This is a genomic window from Clostridium intestinale, from assembly GCF_035905475.1.
GTDB lineage: Bacteria > Bacillota > Clostridia > Clostridiales > Clostridiaceae > Clostridium_T > Clostridium_T intestinale.
Genome location: NZ_CP121166.1, coordinates 3652882 through 3678368, shown reverse-complemented (window position 1 = coordinate 3678368; position 25487 = coordinate 3652882). Strand labels below are relative to the sequence as shown.

General features: G+C 29.0%; 17 protein-coding genes and 5 tRNA genes. 1 reads left to right on the top strand and 21 read right to left on the bottom strand.

The features are described from left to right. Positions 1–65 precede the first annotated feature (65 nt). The gene (locus P8F83_RS18815; protein ID WP_326512244.1) at positions 66–1415 is read left to right on the top strand and encodes a CCA tRNA nucleotidyltransferase; all 1350 of its coding nucleotides are present in this window, start codon (positions 66–68) and stop codon (positions 1413–1415) included. Between the two features lie 29 nt (positions 1416–1444). On the opposite strand, the gene addA is transcribed toward P8F83_RS18815, so the two are convergent. The 21 genes from addA to P8F83_RS18710 all read right to left on the bottom strand — a co-directional run bounded on the left by addA (position 1445) and on the right by P8F83_RS18710 (position 25468). After that, entirely contained in the window at positions 1445–5182 is a 3738-nt protein-coding gene (gene addA, locus P8F83_RS18810) for a helicase-exonuclease AddAB subunit AddA (protein WP_326512243.1), read from the bottom strand. Then, a complete protein-coding gene (gene addB, locus P8F83_RS18805) occupies positions 5182–8646 on the bottom strand; it encodes a helicase-exonuclease AddAB subunit AddB (RefSeq protein WP_326512242.1) in 3465 nt (1154 codons plus the stop codon). The genes addA and addB overlap by 1 nt, the downstream gene beginning before the upstream one ends. A 99-nt stretch (positions 8647–8745) precedes the next feature. After that, complete coding sequence (gene treR / locus P8F83_RS18800) at positions 8746–9459, bottom strand: trehalose operon repressor (RefSeq protein WP_326512241.1); 714 nt, start codon at positions 9457–9459, stop codon at positions 8746–8748. Positions 9460–9523: 64 nt separating this feature from the next. Further along, a complete protein-coding gene (gene treC / locus P8F83_RS18795) occupies positions 9524–11170 on the bottom strand; it encodes an alpha,alpha-phosphotrehalase (RefSeq protein ID WP_326512240.1) in 1647 nt (548 codons plus the stop codon). A gap of 75 nt (positions 11171–11245) precedes the next feature. After that, a complete protein-coding gene (gene treP / locus P8F83_RS18790) occupies positions 11246–12661 on the bottom strand; it encodes a PTS system trehalose-specific EIIBC component (protein WP_326512239.1) in 1416 nt (471 codons plus the stop codon). A 198-nt stretch (positions 12662–12859) separates the two neighbouring features. Then, positions 12860–13378 carry a GNAT family N-acetyltransferase gene (locus P8F83_RS18785; protein ID WP_326512238.1) on the bottom strand — a complete coding sequence of 173 codons (519 nt, stop codon included), beginning with the start codon at positions 13376–13378 and terminating at the stop codon, positions 12860–12862. Between the two features lie 243 nt (positions 13379–13621). After that, a tRNA-Ser gene (locus tag P8F83_RS18780) sits at positions 13622–13712 on the bottom strand. 26 nt (positions 13713–13738) lie between these two features. Continuing rightward, positions 13739–13829: transfer RNA gene (locus P8F83_RS18775), tRNA-Ser, on the bottom strand. Positions 13830–13866: 37 nt separating this feature from the next. Beyond that, complete coding sequence (locus tag P8F83_RS18770; protein WP_326512237.1) at positions 13867–14805, bottom strand: lysophospholipase; 939 nt, start codon at positions 14803–14805, stop codon at positions 13867–13869. Between the two features lie 103 nt (positions 14806–14908). After that, positions 14909–14999: transfer RNA gene (locus P8F83_RS18765), tRNA-Ser, on the bottom strand. Between the two features lie 26 nt (positions 15000–15025). Then, positions 15026–15116: transfer RNA gene (locus P8F83_RS18760), tRNA-Ser, on the bottom strand. Positions 15117–15222: 106 nt separating this feature from the next. Continuing rightward, positions 15223–16314, bottom strand: coding sequence for an ABC transporter permease (locus P8F83_RS18755; RefSeq protein ID WP_326512236.1), 1092 nt, complete (start codon positions 16312–16314; stop codon positions 15223–15225). 3 nt (positions 16315–16317) lie between these two features. Then, on the bottom strand, positions 16318–17463 hold the full coding sequence (locus P8F83_RS18750; protein WP_326512235.1) for an ABC transporter permease: 1146 nt from the start codon (positions 17461–17463) through the stop codon (positions 16318–16320). Between the two features lie 11 nt (positions 17464–17474). Next, positions 17475–18413: an ABC transporter ATP-binding protein gene (locus tag P8F83_RS18745; protein WP_326512234.1), complete on the bottom strand. Its 939-nt coding sequence runs from the start codon at positions 18411–18413 to the stop codon at positions 17475–17477. A gap of 94 nt (positions 18414–18507) precedes the next feature. Continuing rightward, a complete protein-coding gene (locus P8F83_RS18740; protein WP_326512233.1) occupies positions 18508–19164 on the bottom strand; it encodes a response regulator transcription factor in 657 nt (218 codons plus the stop codon). Next, entirely contained in the window at positions 19161–20336 is a 1176-nt protein-coding gene (locus tag P8F83_RS18735; protein WP_326512232.1) for a sensor histidine kinase, read from the bottom strand. The genes P8F83_RS18740 and P8F83_RS18735 overlap by 4 nt, the downstream gene beginning before the upstream one ends. Before the next feature lie 116 nt (positions 20337–20452). Then, positions 20453–20543: transfer RNA gene (locus tag P8F83_RS18730), tRNA-Ser, on the bottom strand. Between the two features lie 78 nt (positions 20544–20621). Beyond that, a complete protein-coding gene (locus P8F83_RS18725) occupies positions 20622–20855 on the bottom strand; it encodes a DUF1667 domain-containing protein (RefSeq protein ID WP_073021832.1) in 234 nt (77 codons plus the stop codon). Between the two features lie 2 nt (positions 20856–20857). After that, positions 20858–22255 carry an NAD(P)/FAD-dependent oxidoreductase gene (locus P8F83_RS18720; RefSeq protein WP_315110653.1) on the bottom strand — a complete coding sequence of 466 codons (1398 nt, stop codon included), beginning with the start codon at positions 22253–22255 and terminating at the stop codon, positions 20858–20860. A gap of 32 nt (positions 22256–22287) precedes the next feature. Beyond that, a complete protein-coding gene (locus P8F83_RS18715; protein ID WP_326512231.1) occupies positions 22288–24942 on the bottom strand; it encodes a UPF0182 family protein in 2655 nt (884 codons plus the stop codon). A gap of 13 nt (positions 24943–24955) precedes the next feature. Beyond that, positions 24956–25468 (bottom strand): transcription repressor NadR, encoded by a 513-nt coding sequence (locus P8F83_RS18710; RefSeq protein WP_326512230.1) that lies wholly within the window; start codon positions 25466–25468, stop codon positions 24956–24958. Positions 25469–25487 lie beyond the last annotated feature (19 nt).

The following is a 25487-nucleotide window of genomic DNA, read 5'->3' as shown; positions in this document are numbered from 1 at the left end:
AATTAGTGCAATAGCTCCTTTTTTTATTTAATGTTTTTGTAGTAAAATTAATTGAGGTGATTTATATGGTTATTTTTTATCCTAAAGATGTTCAATACGTTATAGATACATTAACTAAAAATAATTATGAAGCTTTTTTAGTTGGAGGATGTGTTAGAGATATTCTTTTAGATACAAAACCTAAGGACTATGATATAACAACTAACGCTCTACCTGAGCAGGTCATGTCATTATTTTCAAAAACAATACCTACTGGTTTAAAACATGGAACAGTGACTGTTTTAATTAATGATACTCCATACGAAGTTACAACCTATAGAATTGATGGTGATTATAAAGATAATCGAAGACCTGAAGATGTTCAGTTTGTTTCTTCACTTAAAGATGATCTATCTAGAAGAGACTTCACGATAAATGCTTTAGCTTATAACAATAAAGATGGTCTACAGGACTTTTTTAATGGCACAGAGGACTTATCCTCAAAACTTATTAAAGCTGTAGGTAATGCTGATAAGCGCTTTAATGAAGATGCTTTAAGAATGCTTAGAGCTATACGTTTTTCCTGTCAGCTTAACTTTAATATAGAATTAAAAACACTAAAAGCTATAGAAAAAAATAGTTCTCTTATTTTAAATATAAGTTCTGAAAGAATACGAGATGAACTTTGTAAAATCCTAACTTCACCTAATCCTGCTAAGGGATTTAGACTTTTAAACTCTACAGGAATACTTAAATATATACTTCCTGAGCTTCAAAAGGCTGTTGGTTTTGATCAAAAAACGCCTTATCATGATAAAGATATATTTGAGCACACTCTTTCTGTTGTAGAAAAAGTTCCTAATAATTTAACCTTAAGATTAGCGGCCCTTTTTCATGATATAGCTAAACCTCAATGTTTTTTTATTGGAGAAGATGGTATAGGCCATTTTTACGAACATCAAAAGGTAGGAAAAGATTTATCTAAAAATATACTAAAAAGCCTATCCTTTGATAATGATACTATAGATAAAGTTTCTACCCTTGTTAGAGAACATATGAGTATACTTTTTAAACCCAAATCCGCTGCTATTAAAAGGTTAATTAATCGAGTAGGAAAAGATCTTATATTTGATTTATATGATTTACAAAAAGCAGATATCTTATCTTCCGCACCTCCGTTTATAGCATTGGAAGCTCTGGAGTCTACTAAAGAAAAAACAAAAGAAATTTTAGAAGCAGACGAACCTTTAGATAAATCTTCTTTAAATATAAATGGAAACATATTAATGAAATCCTTAAATATAACACCTGGAAAAATAGTTGGAGAAATAATTGATTATCTTATGAATAAAGTTATAGATGAGCCTAACTTAAACACCGAAGCTGATTTATTAACTTTAGCTAGAGATTATATAAATGATAAAACAAACCCTTAGGAATATTTAAAATCCTAAGGGTTTCCTTTTTATATCTTAACTTCTTTATCTATATTAAATAAATATAGATATCTTTCTTTAACTTTTTTACCTGTTATTTTCTCTAAAGCTTCTTCATAGTAGTCTAGCTGTAATCTATACCTATCTATTATTTCCTCTGCACCTTTTTCCCCTACATAATCGGTTTTATAGTCTAGAAGAACTATTCCATCTTCTTCTTCAAAGTAGGCATCTATTACTCCTTGAAGTCTTACCTTCTCAGTTTCATATTCTTTAGGAAGAGTTTTATCAAAATTTAAGGCACTTATTTCTGTATAGAAAGCTAATTCCCTATTTACTTCTCTGCCTTCTTCAAAAGCGCTCTTCATTCGCTGCCCTAAATTACTATTCATAAAGTTTAGTATTTTCTTTATGTTTATTACTTTACTTTCATCTTCTCTTAGTAAGTCCCTGTTTATTAAGTCTTCTATTTGCTCTTTTATATCACCATAAGTATTACTTTTTCCTAGTTCTAACTTCTGCATAAAGAAATGAACTATGGTTCCTCTTTCTGCTGGTGATAATCCTCTCTCTTCTTGTAAAAATACTGGTTTTACTACTTTTTCAACTTTAAATACATCATAAGTAGCTTCTTCTTGCAAATCCTCATAAGCTCTTTTCTTTAAATCAGATACTGATATATTTGAAGGAAGTAAAGACGACTCTCTGTACTTATATTTAAAGCCTAGTCTTCTTTCTATCTCTTTATTTATAGACTTATATTCCTTATTTATAAACAATTCTTTTTCTTCATTTTTATCCACAGCAATAAAATTTTCTTCCACAGGCATTTGAGATTTTCTCCACAAGTTTATATTCCAGTGAGAATTATCAAGGCTTAAGTTTTCCACAAAGTTATTTTCGCCTCTCAATATACCACCATCTTTATGTCTACATAAAGCTAAGGCTATCCAATCTAAAAAGCTTCTTTTCTTCAGTACCTCTGATGGAGATATTTTATTATCACCTAAGGATGTTGCTCTTCTCCACTTATCTACATTTCTATCAAAATTAGTTGTAGCTCCTGTTATTATAAGCTTTTCCTTAGCTCTAGTTAAGGCTACATAAAGTATTCTCATTTCCTCTGATAATGCTTCTACTAAGAATTTTTTCTTTATAGCATTTTTAGCTATAGATGGATAGGATACTCTTCTTTCTACATCTATAACCTGAGGGCCAAATCCTAAATCCTCATGAAAAAGAACTTCTTTATTTAAATCCATAAGATTAAATTGTTTTCCACAGCCACTTAAAAATACTACTGGAAATTCAAGACCCTTACTTTTATGAATGCTCATTATTCTTACTACATCTTCATTTTCACCAAGAATTTTAGCACTTCCCATATCACCAGAGGAGCTTCTAAGTCTATGAATGAAGTTTATAAAATTAAATAATCCTTTAAAGCTAGTTCTTTCAAATTGTCTAGCTCTTTGGAATAATATTCTTAAGTTAGCTTGCCTTTGTATTCCATTGCTCATAGCTCCTACATATCCATAATAAGATGTGTCCATGTATAAGTACCATATAAACTCATCTATAGGAATATATATAGCCTTTTCTCTCCAACGTTTTATGCTCTCTATAAAATAAATACATTTTTCCTTTAGGCTTTGATTTACTTCTTTTTCCCCTAAAGCTATTTTTTCTATGGTTTCATAGTAGTAGTCTTCTTCACCTATAATTCTTAAATCCGCAAGTTCTTCTGCTGTAAAAGAAAATATAGGACTTCTTAATGTTGATATTATAGGAACATCTTGAAGTGGGTTATCTATAACTTTAAGTACAGAAAGTATAGTTCTTATTTCTATAGTTTCAAAATATCCACTTCCAGTATCAGCATAGATTGGTATACCCATAGCTCCCAGTTCTTCTAAGAAAGTGTCAGCCCAGTTTTTAGTTGCTCTTAAAAGAATTACTATATCTTTAAATCTTATTTTTCTATATTCTCCAGTACCTTTATCTAAAACCTTATATATACTTCCGTCCTTAGGATTCATAAGATTATTAATTCTGTTTCCAACTATTCTTGCCTCTATTTGAACAGCGGTTAAGTCCTCTTCTTCCTCTGGATCTATCTCTATTTCTTCTGTAACTTCATACTCTTCTTTTTCTTCTTCTCCACTTTTATCTATTATGTGAAGCTCAATATCTCCAGCTACCTGTACCCCTTCTTCTTCAGGATATGAATAGCTAGCTCCTAAGTTTAAGGCTTCTTTCTCATCATATTCAAGCTCTCCCACAGTAGTTGACATAAGCTGAGTGAATATAAAGTTAACTCCATTTATAACTTCTTCTCTACTTCTAAAATTTTTATAGAGCATTATTTTTCTATTTTTATCTGTATCTTCAGTTCCATAGCTATTGTATTTCTCTAAGAAAAGCTCTGGTTTTGCTTGCCTAAACCTATATATACTCTGTTTTACATCTCCAACCATAAACACATTAGGATTTTCTAATTCTTTTCTTGAAACAAGGTTTATTATGGTTTCTTGTACATTGTTAGAGTCTTGATATTCATCTACAAGCACTTCATTAAACTTCTCTCTTAAAGAACTTGAGACTGAAGAAGGTTTTATTTCTCCATTGTCCTCATCTATAAGAATCTTTAAACATAAATGCTCTAGGTCATTAAAATCTAAAACTCCTCGTTCTCTTTTTTTAGCTTCATATCTATTCTTAAAGTCTATTACTAAGTTAGAAAGAGACTTCATAAGAGGATGTAGAAGTTTTAAACCTTCTAAGATTTCTTCTGGAGCTACATTAAAGGCCCCATCTCCCATTTTAGCTATAGATTTTTTCACTTCATCTCTTATCTTTTTTACTCTTTCTTGGGTATCTGGATCTTCAACATTTTTAGCTAGAACCCTTTTAAGTGTTGAAAATTTTACTCCACTTACCTTTAGATATATTTCATTTAAGTAACCTTCCTCTAAGCTCACTCTTATATTATTAAGAATATTAATATCATCATTGAGATTTTCCCCATAAGGCTCTAGTCCTCCGCTGTTTTCAGCTAGGTCTAACGCTATATAGAGATTTTTTATAAGACTGTTTAGTTCAAGAAGTACTGATTCCTTTAATACCTTTATCCAAGGAGTATTTTCTAACTCCTCTTCATTATCTATATTAAAATCTTCTGATTTCTCTTTAAGCCAGTTTTCTGGCCAAGGACCACTCATTGAAAACTCATAGAGATTTAAAACTAACTCTTGTAGTTTTTTATCATCTTTACCACTTCCATAAGCATCTAAGAGAAGTATGAACTCTTTATTCTCCTGATCATACTTTTCTTCAAAAAGTTCTGTTAAAGTTTCAAGCTTCATTAAAGTTCCTTCAGTATCATCACTTATTCTAAAGGCTGGGTCTAAATCTATATGATGAAAGTTGTTTTTTATAGTATCTAAACAAAAAGAGTGCATGGTAGTTATATTAGCTTTACTTAATAAGGTTAGTTGCCTTTGAAGGTTTTTAGAGTTAGGCTCGTGCTCTAACTCTTTAGATATGGCATCAGCTATTCTTTCTCTCATTTCTCCTGCCGCTGCTGAGGTAAAAGTAACAACTAATAGTTTATCAATATCAACAGGATTTTCTTTATCCGTTATTATTTTTATTATTCTTTCAACCAAAACAGCTGTTTTACCTGAACCAGCTGCTGCTGCTACTAAAAGGTTACAGTCTCTAGTATTAATAGCCTGAAGCTGTTCTTCTGTCCATTTAGTTGCCATTACCTTTCCCCTCCTTCTTCATTCTTTTTTATATCTTCCTGCATTTCTTGCCATACTTCTTCTTTTTTCTTTAACTTAATTAGCTTATATTTATTATCCTTTAAGCTAGTATCAAACTGACATACTGATGAGTAATCACAAAAATCACAGTAAGCAAAATTGCTCTCTTTAGCAGGATTTATCTTTATGTTACCTTTTAGCATATCTGAACATATTTCTTTTATCTTATAGTTAACATACTTCCTTAAGGTTTCAAACTGTTCTTCAGTAGCAACTGAGCTTGTGGAAGAAACATCTCCGTCCTTTTTTATTCCTGCTGGTATAACTACGGAATAAAGTCCTGGATCATTATCCATAGCTTTTATTATCTTAGGATCTTTAAGTACCAATCCATCCATCTTAAAAGAGGATAGGACCTTCTTTTGTATCTCTTCTTCAGTTATTCTCTTTTCAGCTGCTATAAGTGGATCATCTATCCTAAAATATAATATAGCTCCTGGAAGAGTGCTTTTATTTAAGAAGTATTTAGAATTCTTTATTAAAGCATCTAAATATACTAAAAGCTGAATTTGGAGACCATGATAAAGCTTTGTTAAGTCAAACTTCTTACTACCTGACTTATAATCAATAACCCTAATATAGCTTTCTCCATCTATATCAGCTACATCAACTCTATCAACTCTTCCTACTAGAGATACTTCTTCCCCATCATCAAGTTTGATTTTTATAGGCTCTGCATCCTTAAAACTTGAGAACTCAAACTCATTTTTATAGATTTCAAAAGTACTTCTTTTCATATGTTCAGATACCGCTGATACAGATTTAGATAATATTCTTTTAAATCTATCTGTAAAATACTTATATCTTTTTGAACTATTTAATATAAACCCTTGATTTTCATCTAGTTTTTTATCTACAAGCATAGAAATTATATTGCTGCACTTATCCTTATCTAGTTCACTCCAGTTTAGCTTCTTATCTCTTACATAAGTAGTAAAACCATCTAATATCTCATGCATAAAGGAACCCAAATCTGGCGCTGAGAACTCATATATCTTTCTATCTTTTGCTTTTAATCCATATTGAACATAATAAGAAAATGGACACTGAGCATATTTTTCAAGCCTAGAAACTGAAAACAAAAGTTTTCCATTTTGGGAGGAGTATATCTTTCTAGCTTTATCTTTAGGTAAATCTTCATCTTGATTTGTGTAATTTAAAGCTCTTTCAAGATTTTTAGCTTTTTGCTTCCACTTATCCGCTTTCTTGTACCAGCTATAAACCTCTCCCCAATATTCCTCTACAACCTCTTCATCATAGTCTTTTCTTACTGCTCCTATAAGTTCATTAAAGGTTGGAATAGGCGCAACTATCTTATCAAAATCCTGAACCTTTTTATTTATATCACTATCCTCAATTAACTTAGGAAATAATTTTTTTATTCTAGGTATTATTATTGAAGGTCTTAGAGACTTTCCTTCAAAGTCTGCCATAGGATAGGTTATTATTAATATTTCACTTGATATTGTTAGAGCTGTATAAACTAATAGCTGCTCTTCAAATGCTTTTGCTTTTGAATCCGATGCTAATGTTACCCCTTTATTTTTTAATAATTCTCTATCTCTATCAGACAATATTCCTTCATCTTTAGTAGTAGCTGGAATAACCCCATCGTTAACTCCTATTAAAAATAAAATCCTTACCTCTTTACTTCTTACCCTTGTTATGTCACCTACTGTTACCTCATCCAAAGATAGTGGGATAAGTCCTAACTCATATTTCTCAAAACCTCCAGTTAATACTTTCGAGAATTTCTTTATATCCATTTTCTCATTTCCCATTACATCTACAGCTTGATCTAAAACTTCCATTACTATAGAAAGAATTTGAGAATATTCTTTTTCTTTATCTTGAATACCTTCTTCATTAAATTTGTCTATCCAACTTGATACCCTGTTTACTGCATTTATCTCAGTTAAAAAGTCATAAATAGCTTCACATATTTCTCTTACTTTCTTTTCTCCCTTAGTTTTATTATAAAAACTTATAAGAGGCCTTTTTACCTCATCTTTAATCTCATTTATAAGTATTTTCATATTCTCATCTTGCTCATTCTCATTGGAGAAACCTAATGGATAATAATCCCATTCCTCTTCTGATATCCAATGTTTTTTATTTACTCCATAAGCAAGGACATAATTCTCTATTATATCTATATATTTAGTTTCAAGCCCTGTAAGCCCTGTCTTTAGATACTTAAATAAGCTCTCATAATTCCAATTCTTATTATAAACTTCAAACAGAGATGTAACTAAAACCACAAAGGGATTATTTAATATATCTCTTTTTTTATCAATATAATAAGGAATTTCGTATTCATTAAATACAACTGAGGTTATTTTTTCATAGTCATCAATATTTCTACAAACTATGGATATATCTTTATACCTATATCCTCTATCTCTAACATATTCCTTAATCTTTTTAGCGATAGTTTGAATCTCCTCATAACTATTAGAAGCCTTATATATGCTTAAGCCTTCTATTTTGTTTTTAAACTCATTAAATGGATACGAATAAAAGTATTTTTCAAGATGGGCTAGTTCCTTAGAACCTCTTAACTTGTATGGGGTTCCATCATTAACATTTATAACTCCATCAAAAGGAATTCTATTTTCCTCCATAATCTTAAGAATTCTCTTTTCTGTACTTTTAGTTACATTAAATAAATCTGTAGATTCAACCTCTTCTCTGGGATTCCATTCATCGCCTACTAAGGTTATATTTACTCTCTTCGCTTTTTTAGAAATAGTTTTTATTATGTCTAACTGCTGAGGAGTAAATGTAGTGAATTCGTCTATCCAAATTTCTGTTTTATCATATAGCTTACAATCCTCTAACTTAGTAGACAACATAGTAAGTTCATCATCTGTATCAATATAATTTTCATGTAAAACTTCGTTAAAACGTAAATATATCTTTTCTAAATCTATAAGCTTATATTTTAACTCTAAATTTTCATCGCTTAAATCCTTTGATATTTCCTCTAATATTTCCGGGGTAATATTATACTTTTTAAATTCAGTTATTGTCTTATCTATAATATCTATAAATCCATTTTGCTTAGATGCTTTATTAAATATCTTAAGTTCTTTTTCTATTTCTTGAAGAACCTTATATATTATCATAGCTTTTCCTGAATCCTGCATCTTCCTAATAGTTAATCCACCACATTCTGAAAAAACTCTTTGAGCCATCCTTTTAAAGCTTAATACTTCTGTTTTAAGTAAGGCTCTCTCTCCAACTTGATTTAGTAATGCATTTTCAGCTCTAAATGTAAATTGTTCAGGAACTATTAGTATAAACTTTCCTTCTTTATTTTCATCTATTCTCTTTTTTATAGCTTGAAGACAAAAATGAGTCTTTCCAGCTCCAGATTTACCATATACAAACCTAATACCCATAGAAAATTTCTCCTTAAATTTGTCATTATATATTATTATAAAGTAAAAAAAGACTCCTAACAAAGATTATTACCTTTTTAGGAATCTTTTAGAACAATATTAATAAGCTCTTCTAGCAAAGTCTACAAATTTAAATTTATCAGGTCTATGTCTTGATTCTGTGTATTGAAATAGAGTTCCATCTTGTAAATAAACCATGGTATCTACTACTACTATCATATCATATCCTTCTAAGTCTAAATGTTCTATGTCTTCTTCTGAGCTAGATCTAACTGTTATCTCTTTTTTTGCAAATCCTATCTTTAGTCCCAGCTCTTTTTCTATGTAGTCATATATAGAGTCTCTACATATCTCTTCAGTTAATTCTGGAATATATGTACTGTTAAAGTGGTCTTTATCTAATATAATTTTTTTACCACCAATTTCTCTTACTCTGACAACCTTCCAGAGCTTTTCATCATCTTCCAAAACTAACTTATTTCTTAAAAATTTATCACCTTTAGTTAGTTCTAAATTTTTAACTAAGGTTTTAGACTCCCCCTCCATACTTTCAGCCATTTCCTTAAAGCTTATTAAGCCAGATACCGGAAATTTATGCCTATTTATATCTAGGACAAAGGAGCCTTTACCTTTTACTTTATTTATATATCCATTGTGTTCAAGCATATTTAGTGCTTTTCTCACTGTATCTCTAGAGAATTTATATTTTTCCATCAACTCATTTTCCGATGGAAGTTTTGAACTAGGAGGATAACTTCCTTGTTCTATTTTTTCTATAATTTTATTATAGAGAGTTATATATTTACTATTCATATATTATCACCATAAATATTTTAACATGACTATATCTACTTCTCAACAATATACTCTCTTATATTTATTTTTCAATAATATATGCAATGGATTCATAAGGTCTAAGTTTAATATTTTTTAAATCTTTAGTAGAATCTTTATAATTAGATATTAATATATCTAACGTCTTATACTCATCTACAAATTCTTTTACATCTATAGTTTCTCCATAAAAGTTATTTAAAACTATAAGCTCCTTATTTTCATAACTTCTTATATACCCAAAAACCTTTAAGTTTTCTTCTAATATAGGTCTATAGTTTCCATAAGCTATAATATCATGCTCTTTTCTTAGAGATATTAGCTTCTTATAATGATAATAAACTGAGTCTTCATCTCTTAAAGAACTTTCAACCGTTATATCTGTATTTTTACTTAGTGGTATCCATGGAATCCCTTCTGTAAATCCAGAATTTTTTTCACTACTCCATTGCATTGGTGTACGTGAATTATCCCTAGATTTAGCTTGCAGTATTTTTATTATTTCTTTTTCACTTTTTCCTTCTGACTTTAAAATATTATAATAATTAATTGATTCTATATCTCTATACTCCTCTATATTATCAAAATATGCATTTGTCATGCCTATTTCTTCTCCTTGATAAATATAGGGAGTGCCTCTTAACAAATGAAGGGTTGTAGCTAGCATTTTTGCTGATTCCTTGGGATAGTTTTTATCATCTCCAAAACGCGATACTATTCTAGGCTGATCATGATTACACCAAAATAAGGCATTCCATCCTTTTTCCATTCCTATTTGCCATTCGTTTAATAGATTCTTTAATTTCATGAAGTCAAAATCCATCAAGGTCCACTTTTCACCATTTTTATAATCTACTTTTAAATGATGAAAGTTAAACACCATATCTAATTCCTGTTCTTGTGGATTTGAATATCTAACACAGTTTTCTATACTTGTTGAAGACATCTCACCTACTGTGATTAAATCTTTATTTTTCCCAAAACTATTACTATTAAGCTCCTTTAGATATTCATGTATCTTAGGACCATCTGTATAGAACCTACGACCATCACCTTCGTAATCATTTATAAATTCTTCTGGTTTAGATATCAGATTTATAACATCTAATCTGAAGCCTTTCACGCCTTTTTTTACCCAATAGTTAACAACATCATATATTTCCTCTCTAACAGCTTCATTCTCCCAGTTTAAATCAGCTTGAGTCTTATCAAATAGATGTAAATAATACTCATCAAACTTTTCTACATACTCCCAGGTATTTCCCCCAAATTTTGATATCCAGTTAGTAGGTTCTTTTCCATCCACAGGAGCTTTAAATATATAGTAATCTTTAAACTTTTTATCTCCATTTAATGCATTTTTAAACCATTGATGTTCTGTTGATGTATGATTAAAAACCATATCTAACATTATATCTATATCAAGTTTTTTAGATTCTGCTACTAATTCTTCAAAGTCTTCCATAGTTCCAAATCTTTTATCTATACTCTTATAATCCTCAACATCATATCCATTATCCTTCTGAGGAGATATATAAAAAGGTGTCAGCCATATATAATCAACGCCCAAATCTTTTAAATATCCTAAACTAGTAGTAACCCCTTTTATATCCCCAAACCCATCTCCATTCGAGTCCTTAAAAGATTTAGGATATATTTGATAAAACACACTCTTTTTAAAGTCCTTCATATTTATTTACTCCTTATGCTTCAATTTATAGTACTAAAGGAAGGAACTAATTAGGTTCCTTCCTATAAATGCAAATTATTTTTTAGCTAGTATTTTATTTTTATTAAATATTACAGTCAGTATAAATGGTACTACTATGGCTATAAGCATACTTATTGCAAATATCCCCATATATTTAGGCTGTATTGATAATATCCCTGGAAGTCCTCCAACACCTATTGAGTTAGCCATAACGCCAGCTCCTACTGAAACTACTGCCGCTGTAGCTGAACCTATCATTGCTGCGAAGAAAGGATATACATATTTTAAATTAATACCAAACATAGCAGGCTCAGTTACACCTAAATAACATGAAATAGCCGCTGGAATAGATACTTGCTTTTCATCTTCATCATGTCTATTTAAGAATATCATAGCTAGTACAGCTGAACCTTGAGCAATATTTGATAATGCTATCATAGGCCATAGGTTAGTTCCTCCAAATTCAGCAACTAACTGCATGTCTATAGCATTTGTCATATGATGTAATCCTGTTATAACAAGTGGTGCATATGCAAAGCCAAATAAAGCTGCAAATAACCAATTTAATCCTGATGTTAATCCTGCATAAACTACAGTTGATATAGCTGAACCTATTTTCCAACCTATTGGACCTAATACAGTATGAGCTATTAAAACTGTTGGTACTAATGCTAAAAATGGAACTACTATCATAGATATATATTCAGGAACTACTTTACGTATATTCTTTTCCAAGAACACTAAAACAAATCCTGCAAGCATAGCTGGAATTACTTGTGCTTGGTATCCTATCATCTGAACTTTTGCAAAACCAAAATCCCAGAAAGGAATTTCTGTAGCTCCAGCCACTCCATAAGCATTTAAAAGCTGAGGTGAAACTAAAGTAATACCTAATACAATTCCTAATATTTGAGTTGTGCCCATCTTTTTAGATATTGACCAAGTGATTCCTACTGGTAAGAAGTGAAATATAGCTTCTCCAATAAGCCATAAGAATGCATGAGTTCCTGCCCAGAACTGAGATACTTCAACTAAACTTTTAGTACCTCCCTCTAGAAGTTTTATATCACCTATTACATTACGGAAACCTAATATCAAACCTCCAACTACAAGAGCTGGTATAAGTGGTGCAAATATTTCTGCTAAATCAGCTAATAATCTTTGGAAAACATTCATATTTCCCTTAGCAACTGATTTTACTTGATCTTTACTTACCCCGTCTATTCCTGCTATTGCTGTAAAGTCGTTGTAAAAAGTTGAAACTTCATTACCTATGATAACTTGAAACTGTCCTGCTTGAGTGAATGTGCCTTTCACACTCTTTAAAGCTTCAATAGATTTTACATCTGCCTTTTTAGGCTCTACTAGAACAAAACGCATTCTTGTAGCACAATGAGTTACTGCTGATATGTTCTCTTTTCCACCAACAAGTGCTAATAACTCTTGAGCATCATTTTGAAATTTACCCATTAAAAAAACCCCCTAAAATATTTATAATTCCAGAAACAGAAAACTTTTTTGCAATCTAAACATATACGTACAAGTTCTCTATGTTTTAATTATAACTTGTACGTATATGTTAGTCAATACGTTTTCATCATTTATTTCAAAAAATAAAAAAACCTAAGATATATAGATTTAATTATAATCTTAGGTTTTCTCTCTATATTATTTTAAATATTCATCTCTCAAAATACTCATCATAACTGTATCGCTATATTTTCCTTGAAAGAAATATCTTTTTCTTTTGCGTCCCTCTTCTATAAAACCACAAGAAAGATAACATCTTATCGCTCTTAGGTTATAATCTACAACCTCTAATTCTACTCTATGAGCATTATTATTCACAAATAAATAATCTACTAACGTTTTTATAGAGTCTTTCCCATATCCTCGTCCCCAGAACTTACTTCCTATAGTTATCCCTATAGAATACACATCTAAAGTATCTTTTATTTCCTTATAAGTTATATACCCTACTAAAACATCTTTTTCATTTATTATAGAAAGTCTTTTTCTTTCAATATTAAACATATCATCAAAATGCTTAAGCATATACTGTAAAGATGGTAATGTAGACTGCCCACCATCATACTCTCTAACCTCTGGCTCAGAACATATATTATAAATTCTACTTACATCTTTTTTCTCTACTAACCTTAAATAAACTTTGTCACCCTTTAGCAATATCCCACCTTCTTACTAGCAAATTTTAACTGACCAATAATATTATATTCTTCTTATATATTTATCTCAATGTGCTTCTGTGACTATATCAATTAATGTTTTTAAATCTATTTGAAATATCTGTCATTATATTATTGTTCTCTTACTTTTTTATTTTTCTTTATGAGAAATTTCTTAAGTACAAAATAAATTAAATCACATTTTCTTTTATAAACAAAAAAAGAACAATTTAAAATTGTTCTTTGGCGGAGAAACCGGGATTTGAACCCGGGCGCCGGTTGCCCGACCTACGCCCTTAGCAGGGGCGCCTCTTCAGCCACTTGAGTATTTCTCCAAGCTGAAAATATCTTTAAATTATAATGGCGGAGAAAGTGGGATTCGAACCCACGGTACGCTCACACGTACGCCGGTTTTCAAGACCGGTGCCTTAAACCAACTCGACCATCTCTCCATTTTTCACAAAATTTATTATATCAACCAACATAGTATTAGTCAATAGTTAAATGTTTTCTGATCCAGCTTAGTATATCCTCATATACCTCTTTTTTTCCAACTTCATTTAATATCTCATGCCTCATTTTCTCATACAACTTTATATCTAAGTCTTCTATTCCTGCTTCTTTATATTTTTCATAACATTTGATAACCATCTTCCCTTCATTTCCTACTACATCTTTTTTACCTGATAGTAATAATATAGGAAGATCTTTTGGTGTCTTTTTTATATTTTTAATGTTTGTTATATAATAAAGTCCTCTAAACATTTCTTTAAACGCATTACTGGTGAATATATATCCGCAATGAACATCTTTTTCATATTCATCTACTACTTTTTCATCTATACAAATCCAATCATATTTTGTTCTATGGCTGTTTACTTTTCTATTAAATGCTCCATAAGTTAAATAATTTATGAACTTACTTCTATATTTGTTTCCATGTATTTTTATATATATATCAGAAAGTGTTATCGCAAACTTTAAAAGTAATCTATTATTATGAGCCGTACCACTTAACACAACTCCCTTTATAGTGTTTCCATATAAAGTAGCGTAATGCCTCGCTATAAAAGAACCCATGCTATGACCAATCATAAATATAGGTAAGTTAGGGTAATCATTAGTTATTAGTTTATTTATTTCTAAAACATCTTCAACTAAAACTTCCCATCCATTTTTATCCGCAATAAAACCTAACTCCTCTTCACTTTCTGCTGTCAATCCATGTCCTCTATGATCATTAGAATAAACTACATATCCATTTTGAACTAAAAAACTACTAAAATCTCTGTATCTCCCTGAATGTTCACAGGATCCATGAACTATTTGAACTATTCCTTTTATATTCTCTTTATTTTCTGGTTCCCATTTATATAATGACAATTCTTTAGAGTCTCTTGATTTATGTTTTATAATATTTTCTCTCATCTCTTTACTCCTAATATATCTTATAAATATTTTAAAATTAACAGGAATGTAATTATAAATATTATAACAAAAAAATACACTGATATAAATATCAGTGTATTTTTGGCGGAGAAACCGGGATTTGAACCCGGGCGCCGGTTGCCCAACCTACGCCCTTAGCAGGGGCGCCTCTTCAGCCACTTGAGTATTTCTCCAAGCTGAAAATATCTTTAAATTATAATGGCGGAGAAAGTGGGATTCGAACCCACGGTACGCTCACACGTACGCCGGTTTTCAAGACCGGTGCCTTAAACCAACTCGACCATCTCTCCGTATGTTACAACAATTAGTATTATATCAACGAGCTTATGTAATGTCAACATCTTTTTAATAGAAATTTAAGGGCAACTAATTTAAAAATATTAGTCACCCTCTTAATTAATTAATTTTTTTAGCAAAATTTGAATATTTAATACTTCCTGCACTAAAGAATATCAATGCAAACAATAATAAAATAAATACATTTGGAAACAATACAGATTTTTCTATACTTCCTAATGACCAATAAAATGGTGTGAACTTAGCTAATGTTGCCATAATTCCTTCTGATTTTCCACCTGATTCTATAGTATTAATATATACAAAGAACATTAGTAGTGATGTTAAATAAACTACCAAACTTGCTACACCTTCATTTTTAAACAATCTGCTAATCATTATTCCTAAACTTATAGATACCAAACTCATCAATGAAATATTCAAAAGCAGTATCCCAAAATTCTCAAAATTATATTTAAATATAGTATTAAGAACTACAAATGAGGCTGTATAAAAAATTATTTGCACTAACCACATAGAAATATAAATACTTCCCATTATTTCATAACCTCTATTATTTGTAGTTAAAAATCTTTCTAATATTCTCTGTTTTCTAAGTCTTAATAAGTCAACAGTTATATTTGCAGAAAATGTTACTAAAAAGAATATTATTAAAACTATAGGCATAAATGACTCAGTTGATAACAACCCTTTGTGCATATTATATTCTACATTTACTATATTCTTATCTAATTCACTTTCCTCATTTATTACATTATTATCTTTAAACAATTTTATCTTCATTAGATTATTTATATCTTTCTCAAGCTTAGATTCAAATATTAAAGTACTATTTCCCTCTTCGATCTTATAAGAATTAACTATAGGCTTAATTCCTTTATTTATATTTTCAGTGAAGTTCTCTGGAATTTCATACACAGCTATAGATTCATATTTTTTTAAATCTTCTAGTGCCTTATCCTTATCAGAATATATGCTATTTACATCTAAATCCTCTACTAGCTTATTCCCTAAATCACCTTTATCTAAATTTACTATAGCTGCCTTTATATCTAATCCACTACTACCTTTGCCAGCTAACACATTTACCATTCCTACACAGACTATGGGAACTACAAACATCATTACTATATTGGCATAATCCCTGATGTATTTTTTACAATTTACTAATACCATTCTAATAAATTTCATCCACTATTCCTCCCATCTAAGTCTTACTTTAGTTATACTTATTAAATATGCAGCTATTGATATTGCTAACATCAATATTAATTCAGTAGAGATATCCTTAATAGAATTAAACAGCATACATTTTCTATATGCATCTGTAATTATATCCCCAGGTGAGAACTTAGCTATAGTTAAAAATACTTTATTAGATATTTCCTTTAACGGTATAAATCCTCCACCAAATATAATTTGAAAATACATAAACAGAATTATTACTATCTGTGAAACCTTTTTGCTTAAAAATGCAATTATCAATCCTGACAGTGCAGTTATAAGTATGCTTTGTACTGATAATAAAACTATTATATTAATCAAAGATACTCCTTTAAATGCAAACCCTGCAATTCTAGAAACTATAACATATATACCTCCATATACAAAGCTAGACATAAAAAATATTAATAAATCAAGTTTAAAAAATGTTTGTTTAGTTATTGATGTAGACATCAATCGTTTAAAACTTCCATTTTCTTTATCTAGATGATATCCTGCAACACAGCCCATAATAATAGTAAAAAGCATAAAAGTCATCATAGATGCAGATTGGTTCTCAAAGGATGTAAGAACTCTTTCAGCTTCTATTTTATTGCTTTTTATAGAAGTTGTTTCATTTATTGATTTTAATGTTGTCGTTATTTTATTTATTATTTCTTCATTGTCTCTTAAATCCATATTATTATTTACTATTAAAGATTCTGTTAAGCTTTTTCCATATTGCTCTATTAATGACTTTAATATTACTTCATTCTGCCTTGATACTCTGTTTTTTTCATCTATAGTAATTGTAGTATCTTTAAGCTGGAGTAAATCTTTTTCATAATTTTTAGGAATATTAATTATATAATCTCCATTGTCAGATATATTAAACAGATTTTTCAATTCATCAGAATTTAGTAAACTTATAAAATTTTTAGATACATCGCTTTTATCTTTATCTACTATAGAAATATTTATCGCATCTATTTTTGTCTCAGGCTTGTATAAATCTCTTTGAAAATATCCCATTACCCCTATTAACAGTAATGGAAATACTGCATACATTAGTAATACTTGCTTCCATTGTGCCAGTAACGCTTTAACTGTAACTTTTATAGTAGCTTTTACTTTCATTTTTAGCCCTCCTAATCCCTTAATTTCTTGCCAGTAAGTGCTAGAAAGACCTCTTCTAAAGATGCTTCTTCTATATTTAAATACTTTATTTTCTTTCCTTCTTTACTTACTAAATTCAATAAATCTTCTATTTTAAAAACTAATTCTCTAACTAATATTTTTATATTATCTTCTTCTCTAAAACAATCTTTTACCCCTTTTAATTCCTTTATTTTAACTATAAACTCCTCGTTATAATCGTCTATTCTTAATTTTATTGTTCCATTTTCACTAGACATAGCCTTTATAGTAGATTTTGATCCAGATGCTATTTCTTTACCTAAATCTATTATAAATATGCTGTTACACAAGCTTTCTACTTCTTCCATATAGTGAGACGTGTAAATTACTGTTGTTTTATTTTCTTTATTAATTCTTTTTATAAACTCAAATATATAGTTTCTTGATTGAGGATCAACTCCTACTGTAGGTTCATCCATAATCAATACTTTTGGCTTATGCATTATAGCTACAGCTAGATTTAATCGTCTTTTCATTCCGCCTGAGAATTTTTTGACTTTTTCCTTCCTCTTATCTACTAATCCAGTCACCACTAAAGCTTCTTCAATTCTTTCCTTTAGTAGCTTTCCCCCTAACCCATAAAAGGCTCCAAAGTATTCTAAGTTATCATAGGCTGTTAATTCTTCCATAAGAGCTAACTCCTGAGGTACAAGTCCTATTAGCCCCTTAGCATCTAGCGGTTGCTTCTCTATAGAATATCCACCTATATTTACTTCTCCACCATTACTTTTTAATAATCCAGTAATTATATTTATTAATGTAGATTTTCCCGCTCCATTAGGTCCTATTAAACCAAATATATCTCCTTCTTCGATATTAAAGGATATATTATCTAAAACCAACTTATCATCAAATCTTTTTGTAATATTTTTAACTTCTATATAATTCATAAAAAAATCCCCCTTTAGTACTTTAATAATATTTTAAAATACTAAAAGGGGATTTACTATTATCCTAAGTAACTATAAGCCGTTACTTAAGTCACTATTCATCTGCTATATCATTTTTAAATGCAAATATAGTCAATTGTGTTCTATCTCTTAACGATAATTTTGATAATATATTACTTATATTGTTCTTAATAGTTCCTTCTGATAGGAATAACCTCTCTCCTATTTCCTTATTAGATAGTCCATTTGCTATTTCTTTTATAATATTAATCTCTTTAGAATTCAAATTGTATCGGATTTTTACATCTTCTAAATTCTTTTTATTAGTTTTTAGCCCTGATCCTAGCATTTTATTAGCGACTTCTTGATTAATTACTATTGTACCTTTTATGCAGGCCTTTATTCCCTCATATATTAAGTCGTAATCACTATCTTTAAGTATATATCCTGATGCCCCATATTTTAAGGCTTCTTGAATATATTCTACATCATTAAATGTTGTTAATATAAGAATTTTTATATCCTTAAACTGTTCTTTTATAAGTTTTGTTCCTGTAACTCCATCACACTGAGGCATTCTTATATCCATTAAAACTACATTAGGAGGATTTTTTTTACAAGACTCTAAGGCTTCTCTTCCATTAGAACAAACATCTATTACTTCTATATCATCATAACTTTCTAATATAATTTTTAATCCATCCCTTATTAACTTTTCATCATCTACCAGTATTAGTTTTATCTTATTCAAGATTCTTCCTCCTGTGAATAGATTTTTAATTTTTCTTTTTTATCTAATTCTATTCTTACTAAAAATCCATCATTAGGTTTTGTAGAATAATCAAAGGCACCACCTAGTTCCTCTACTCTTTCTCTCATGCTTCGTAGACCTAAACCTTCAATTACCTTATCTTTACCTATTCCATTATCCTTTAATGCAACTATTAAACTATATTCGTTAAATGCCATTGTTATTTTTATTACAGTGGATTTCCCATGTCTTAATGAATTAGATAAAAATTCTTGTATTATTCTATATATTACAAAGGTTTGATCTGAATTTAATGCCCACTTTTCCTTTGTGAATGATAATCTTACATCCACCCCTGTAAGTTTTTTAAATTTATTTATTAACTCATCAATGATTATAATTCCTTCATAATTTTCAAATTCCTTAGGTTTTATTTCTCTTACTGCACCTCTTACATCATTTAGACTTTTTTGCGTAAATTCTCTAAGATTAGCTGCTAATTGTTTTCCTCCAGTAGGGTTTTTATCTACTACTTTCTCAATAGCACCTAATTGTATAATAATTGTAGATAGAGCATGCCCTACGCTATCATGTATTTCTCTAGACAGTCTATTTCTTTCTCTTAACAGAGTTATTTCCTCAATTGAACTTGCATACATCTCTAAATCATTATTAGCTTTTTTAAGCTTATCTTCAGATATTCTAAGCTTATCATATAATTCCTGTGCCTCTATTTTCTTATTATATTCATCATTTATAAAATATAATATTAAGATTAATATTATAACTATGCTCATATTCATTATCTGAGTATCTAATGGATCTTTTAAAGATAACATCATTCCTTCAAATGTTATTAATACATTTAGTATAGTTTTTATTGGGTTCTTAAAGAGTATGTTACTATCTAAAGCTATTAGTACAAGATATGCGAACAGATATCCACCTATATATTTGTAGCAAAATATTATCATAGCTAATTCTACGATAAAAGATAGGCATCTATAACTTATCTTATCCAAAGAAAAGAACCTTAGTTGATTGTTTATTATAAATGTAAGGACAAAAACTATTTCAATTTTATCTATATCATTTTTATGCATTACTATACTTGCAATGATAATAAGTAGCAATGAATATCTAATTACTGTTAATAATTTCTTATTCCACATAAATCCTCCTTATAATCCTAAAAAGATTATATCATAAAAAAACATCTAGAAATTCTTCTAGATGTTTTATCTTACATAAAATAAAAAAGCTAGCTAAAATCTTAGCTAACTTTTTTTGGCGGAGAAAGTGGGATTCGAACCCACGGTACGCTCACACGTACGCCGGTTTTCAAGACCGGTGCCTTAAACCAACTCGACCATCTCTCCAAGTCTCACAAAGACTATTTTACCAAAAAAAATAATTATGTCAATACTTATTTGTGTTTTTATTATAATAATATATTTTTAATCTTTATCAACATCTCTGGTACATATAATGTCTACTCCAGTATTTAATATATTTGAGCAGATACTATCGCCTATTTTTATTGGAGTACTTATATAAAGTCTACTTAATACTTTAGAAAATTCTTTCCAAAGATCTACATCTATCTCTTCTGTACTTTTAACTGGTATAACCTTATATTTATTACTCCCTTTAGTTCTTACCACACTTGTAAATATATCTTTTCTTCCCATATTTACACCCCATCAAATTCTTTAATCCTAGCTGCTAAAACCCTTGACCCCTTAGAATCCTTAACTATGTCTGTTGATTTTTTATTTAATTCTTTAGAAAGTATATCAATTACTTTATTTATACAATATGAACCATGGCAATTACCAAATGTAGCTCCAGTTCTTCTCTTAACACCCTCTACTGTCCTTGCGCCTAAAGGTCTTCTAATAGAATCAACTATTTCACCTTCAGAAATCATATTACATAAACAAATTATCTTCCCGTATCTAGGTTCTAACTTTATTATTTCATTGCGTTCTTTGTTTGATAAATCTTTAAATCTATAATAATCTCTTCTTTTATCTACAAAATTTTTCTTTAAAGAACATTTTAGATTATTTACTATAGTCTCACATAACATCTGAGATAAAGCTGGAGCTATAGTAACTTCACCATAATGATTTCCTGTAACACTTATATATCCTTTAGATATTTCACTTTCATCTATGAGCATTGAATCTACATTAAATTCATCAGAAAACATATGATTTACATCCTTTTTAGATAAATTAGGTAATATAGTATTGGATGTTTTTATTATTTCATCTAAACTTAAAGTAACATCACTTTTCACTGCTATAAGCGTTCCTGATGAAAAGGTAGGCGTTTGAAATATAAACCCATTAGTATCTAACTCATTTATCACTAAACTATTAACAGTATCCTTAAAATCATGATCTAATAAGAGATAATACAATTTCTTATCTTTTCTTTTCTCTTCAGCATTAGTATTATAATTTAAATCATATTGTTCACTAGGTATTGTATTAATAACTACTCTACAGTTAAATTTATTTTTATTTGTAGTTACTCTAAATCCTTTAGCTGCTTTTTGAATATTTAGTACTGTTTCCTCTAACCTAAAAAAAACACCATTATCGGCAGCTACTTCTGCGTAAGCTAATGCTAAGTCATAAGGACTTATTATTGCTGTATTTTGAGAATATAATGCCTTTTTTATAGGAACCTTCAAATTACCGTTTAATTCTTTAGCATGTTCCTCTTCTATTAAATGTATATCCTTTATTCCTCTTTTTATTGCCCTATCGTATATCTTATTTAATTTTTCTACTGACTTATCTGTTTGAGCAATTCTCATAGATCCTATTCTTTTAAAAGGAACATCAAATTTTAAAGCTATTTCTTCAATTAATTCATTTCCCATGTATTCTAATGATGACATGAGATTATTAGATGCCTCTGATCCGTCATAAACTATAGCTGTATGAACTGATGATAGATCATCAGCTATATCATAATCTCTTTCTATTAGAGCTATATTTAAGTTATATTTAGATAACTCATAGGCAGCGGCACATCCTATTACACCACCACCTAATATAAGTATGTCGTAATCCATAAATCTAACCTCAACTTTTCCCTTTTTGTTTATTACTTATTTAACTTTTCTATGGCTTCTCCTAGCTTCTTTATATATTCTCCATATTCAGCCCAATTTCCTTTTGTTTGCGATTCAATTGCTTTATTATATAAATCTTGAATCTCTATATTAGTTTCTCTTTGTTCTTCATTTATAGTATTTTCATTTATTATTTTTTCTTTATAATTAAATAAGCTTTCTAATGCTTTATTTAAATCTTCTTCCATAACTATTTTTTTACCATCTGATAAAATAATTCTCTTCATTTCTGGTATAGTTTTTTCTACATCTGCCTTAAGATAAATTGGAAGCATATATATAAGGGAATTTTCTATAGGTAATATTACGGTCTCACCATATTCAACTTTAGAACCTTTACCTTCCCATAAAGAAATCTCCTGCGAAATATATGGATCTTGTAGTATCTGATTTCTAAATAAGTATGGTCCATAGATAGTTTTTTCAGGTGAAAATTTAAATAATACTAAATCCCCATAATTTTCTCCATCCATTCTTGCACCTAACATAGAAATCATATTCTTCTTACTTTTCATATTAAAGTAATTGAATAATACCATCTCTTCATTTTTCTCTCCAGGCAATTGTGTAACAAGATACAACCCTTCATTATTATTTAAGCTTTCTTTAGCATCCGAGCTATTACTAGAAACTTCCCATACATCTTCTAAAGTAAAAAACTCTTTAGGGTCTTTTATATGATAGGTTGATAACACGTTGCTTTGAATATCAAATATCTTCTTAGGATATTTAAAATGGCTTTGTAATCCTGAAGGAATTTCTTCTTTATTTTTAAATAATCCTTTAAATATTTTAGAATATCCTAAAACTATAGGGTCTTTTTCATCTACAATATAATAATTAGTTTCTCCTGATGAAGCATCTACAACAACTTTAAATGAATTTCTAATATAATTTATTCCTCCATATGGCTGAGAGTAAGGAAAATTATTAGCAGTTGTATATCCATCAATAACCCAATATAACTTGCCTTCATTTATTACCATATAAGGATCTTCATCATATTCCAAAAAAGGAGCTATCTTTTTTACTCTCTCTAATATATTTCTATTAATTAAAATCTTACTTTCGTTTGTAATATTTCCAGAGAATAAAATTTTAAAATTTTGCTCTCTTAAACTAAATAATATTCTATTAAATAGGCTTAATTTTATGCCACCTTTATCATCATACTTATAGTTAGTATCTCCATTTTCTTTAGGGTAATCCAATTCACCACTTGAGGTATTTACAATTGCATAATCATTTGTAACTTCACCAAAATAGATTCTAGGATTTTTCAAATATATATTAGTAAGATTTTCAGTGGGCAAATTTTTCATCAAAAAATCTGGTTGCCCCTCATCTGTAACCTTATTTACTTTACTCATAACCACTCCATACCCATGTGTATATACCATGTGATTACTCTGCCAATTATCTATGGCTGATGTTTCTATCTCTCTTGGTGCCAAAAATACTTGTGTGTACTTACCATCTATAATATAGCGATCTGTATCTATATCTAAAAATTTATAATAACTTCTTATTTCTTGTACTTGATTATAAAAGTTTAAAACTGGTCCTGAAGAGTTTACTTTAAGATTTGATATTATTTGTTTATTATTTTTTATTTTAGTACTATTTAAATCCATTCCTGGATCAAAATCTTTTTCTTCTATATTATTTATATTAAAACCTTCATTGGTTGCATCTATGTTATAAGATATATAAGGGCTTTCATATTCTATTTCATTAGGTTTTACAAAGAATTTATACACAATATTATATATTAGTGGCTGTATTATTATTAAAAACAATATTATTCCTGTAAAAAATATTAGTGGCTTAAATTTATTTCTTCTTAACATAATAAATGCGATAATTGATGATATTATTGAAACTATTATTATTACTTTATAAAAGTTTAGTGTTATATTTATATCTGTAAAACTAGCACCAAATGATCCTCCATTATTACTATATAATATATAGAAACTTTTCAATATATATCCTACTCCTATAAGGAATATAATCATAGATACTAAAGTAGCTGCTTGTTTACCTAATATTTCTTTAAACTCTTTTAAATGCTGACTAAATTTCATATAATTTTTATTTATAGCATATTTCTTTAAACTAATAAATACATAAATCCCTATTGTTATGATTAAAGCAATAAATAAAATATCTTTAAAAAAATTATAAATTATATCTATTAATGGTAATTTAAATATATAAAAAGATGCATCTATATTAAAGATAGGATCTTTATAATTAAAAAGATTTGAATTAGTAAATAATAATATATTATACCAATATTTCATAGAAGCATTTATAGATATAATAAAGGAGATTATTATATTAAAAACTAATACAGCTTTTCTCAATTTAAATAAACTCTCAGATTTAAATTCTTTCTCTATGCTTATTAATATACTTTTGCTCAATAGATATATTAATACAAAACATGATAGGAATAAGGGGCCCATAAGCTTTAATACTGCTAGCATTTTTGTAAGATACACCTTTATATAACCTACTTCTTGAAACCATTCGATATCTATAATAAGCTTTGTTGACGATATTATTAAAGCTAATATCATAAACAAAACCCCTATTAGTATCAAAAACTGTTTTTTCTTCATCTCCTTACCCCCGCTAATCTTTTAATATATATCCAGCCTTTTCTAGGTTTTCTACTATTAGTTGCATATCTTTTTCATTATCAGTAGATATAGTATGAAGATGAATCCCTTCAGTCAATGCTGATAAGGGTCTAGCTTTATTCTTTTTATATAAATCTATAAAATTATCTAAATCATTCAAATTTCTGATCATTAAATTTGCTTTTATTTCGCCATATATAGGATGTTCTATTATAACATCTTCAATTATTCCACCAAATTTTATAACTATTTCTAGTTCACTTACCATTTCTTCTTCTTTATGAGCTAAAGCTAAAACTTTCTTATATCTTGATTCTTCTTTTGTTATCATATAACCTTCAGGAGTAGCTATTATATTAACGCCTGCTGCTCTTATAATAGCTATATCTTTAACTATAACCTGTCTAGTTACGCCAAAAATATTAGCCAATTCTACGCCTTTAATAGGCCTATGTATTTTAGCTATATGACTTATAATCTCTTTTCTCCTAATTAAACTGTTCATAAATTCACCCCATATTAAA

Coding starts and splice junctions, on each gene's coding strand:
- P8F83_RS18815 (WP_326512244.1), top strand. CDS start 66: ATGGTTATTTTTTATCCTAAAGATGTTCAATACGTTATAGATACATTA.
- addA (WP_326512243.1), bottom strand. CDS start 5,182: ATGGCAACTAAATGGACAGAAGAACAGCTTCAGGCTATTAATACTAGA.
- addB (WP_326512242.1), bottom strand. CDS start 8,646: ATGGGTATTAGGTTTGTATATGGTAAATCTGGAGCTGGAAAGACTCAT.
- treR (WP_326512241.1), bottom strand. CDS start 9,459: ATGAATAGTAAATATATAACTCTCTATAATAAAATTATAGAAAAAATA.
- treC (WP_326512240.1), bottom strand. CDS start 11,170: ATGAAGGACTTTAAAAAGAGTGTGTTTTATCAAATATATCCTAAATCT.
- treP (WP_326512239.1), bottom strand. CDS start 12,661: ATGGGTAAATTTCAAAATGATGCTCAAGAGTTATTAGCACTTGTTGGT.
- P8F83_RS18770 (WP_326512237.1), bottom strand. CDS start 14,805: ATGAGAGAAAATATTATAAAACATAAATCAAGAGACTCTAAAGAATTG.
- P8F83_RS18755 (WP_326512236.1), bottom strand. CDS start 16,314: ATGAAATTTATTAGAATGGTATTAGTAAATTGTAAAAAATACATCAGG.
- P8F83_RS18750 (WP_326512235.1), bottom strand. CDS start 17,463: ATGAAAGTAAAAGCTACTATAAAAGTTACAGTTAAAGCGTTACTGGCA.
- P8F83_RS18745 (WP_326512234.1), bottom strand. CDS start 18,413: ATGAATTATATAGAAGTTAAAAATATTACAAAAAGATTTGATGATAAG.
- P8F83_RS18735 (WP_326512232.1), bottom strand. CDS start 20,336: ATGTGGAATAAGAAATTATTAACAGTAATTAGATATTCATTGCTACTT.
- P8F83_RS18725 (WP_073021832.1), bottom strand. CDS start 20,855: ATGGGAAGAAAAGATATATTTACAAGTGTGGTAAGAACTAAAGGGAGT.
- P8F83_RS18720 (WP_315110653.1), bottom strand. CDS start 22,255: ATGGATTACGACATACTTATATTAGGTGGTGGTGTAATAGGATGTGCC.
- P8F83_RS18715 (WP_326512231.1), bottom strand. CDS start 24,942: ATGAAGAAAAAACAGTTTTTGATACTAATAGGGGTTTTGTTTATGATA.
- P8F83_RS18710 (WP_326512230.1), bottom strand. CDS start 25,468: ATGAACAGTTTAATTAGGAGAAAAGAGATTATAAGTCATATAGCTAAA.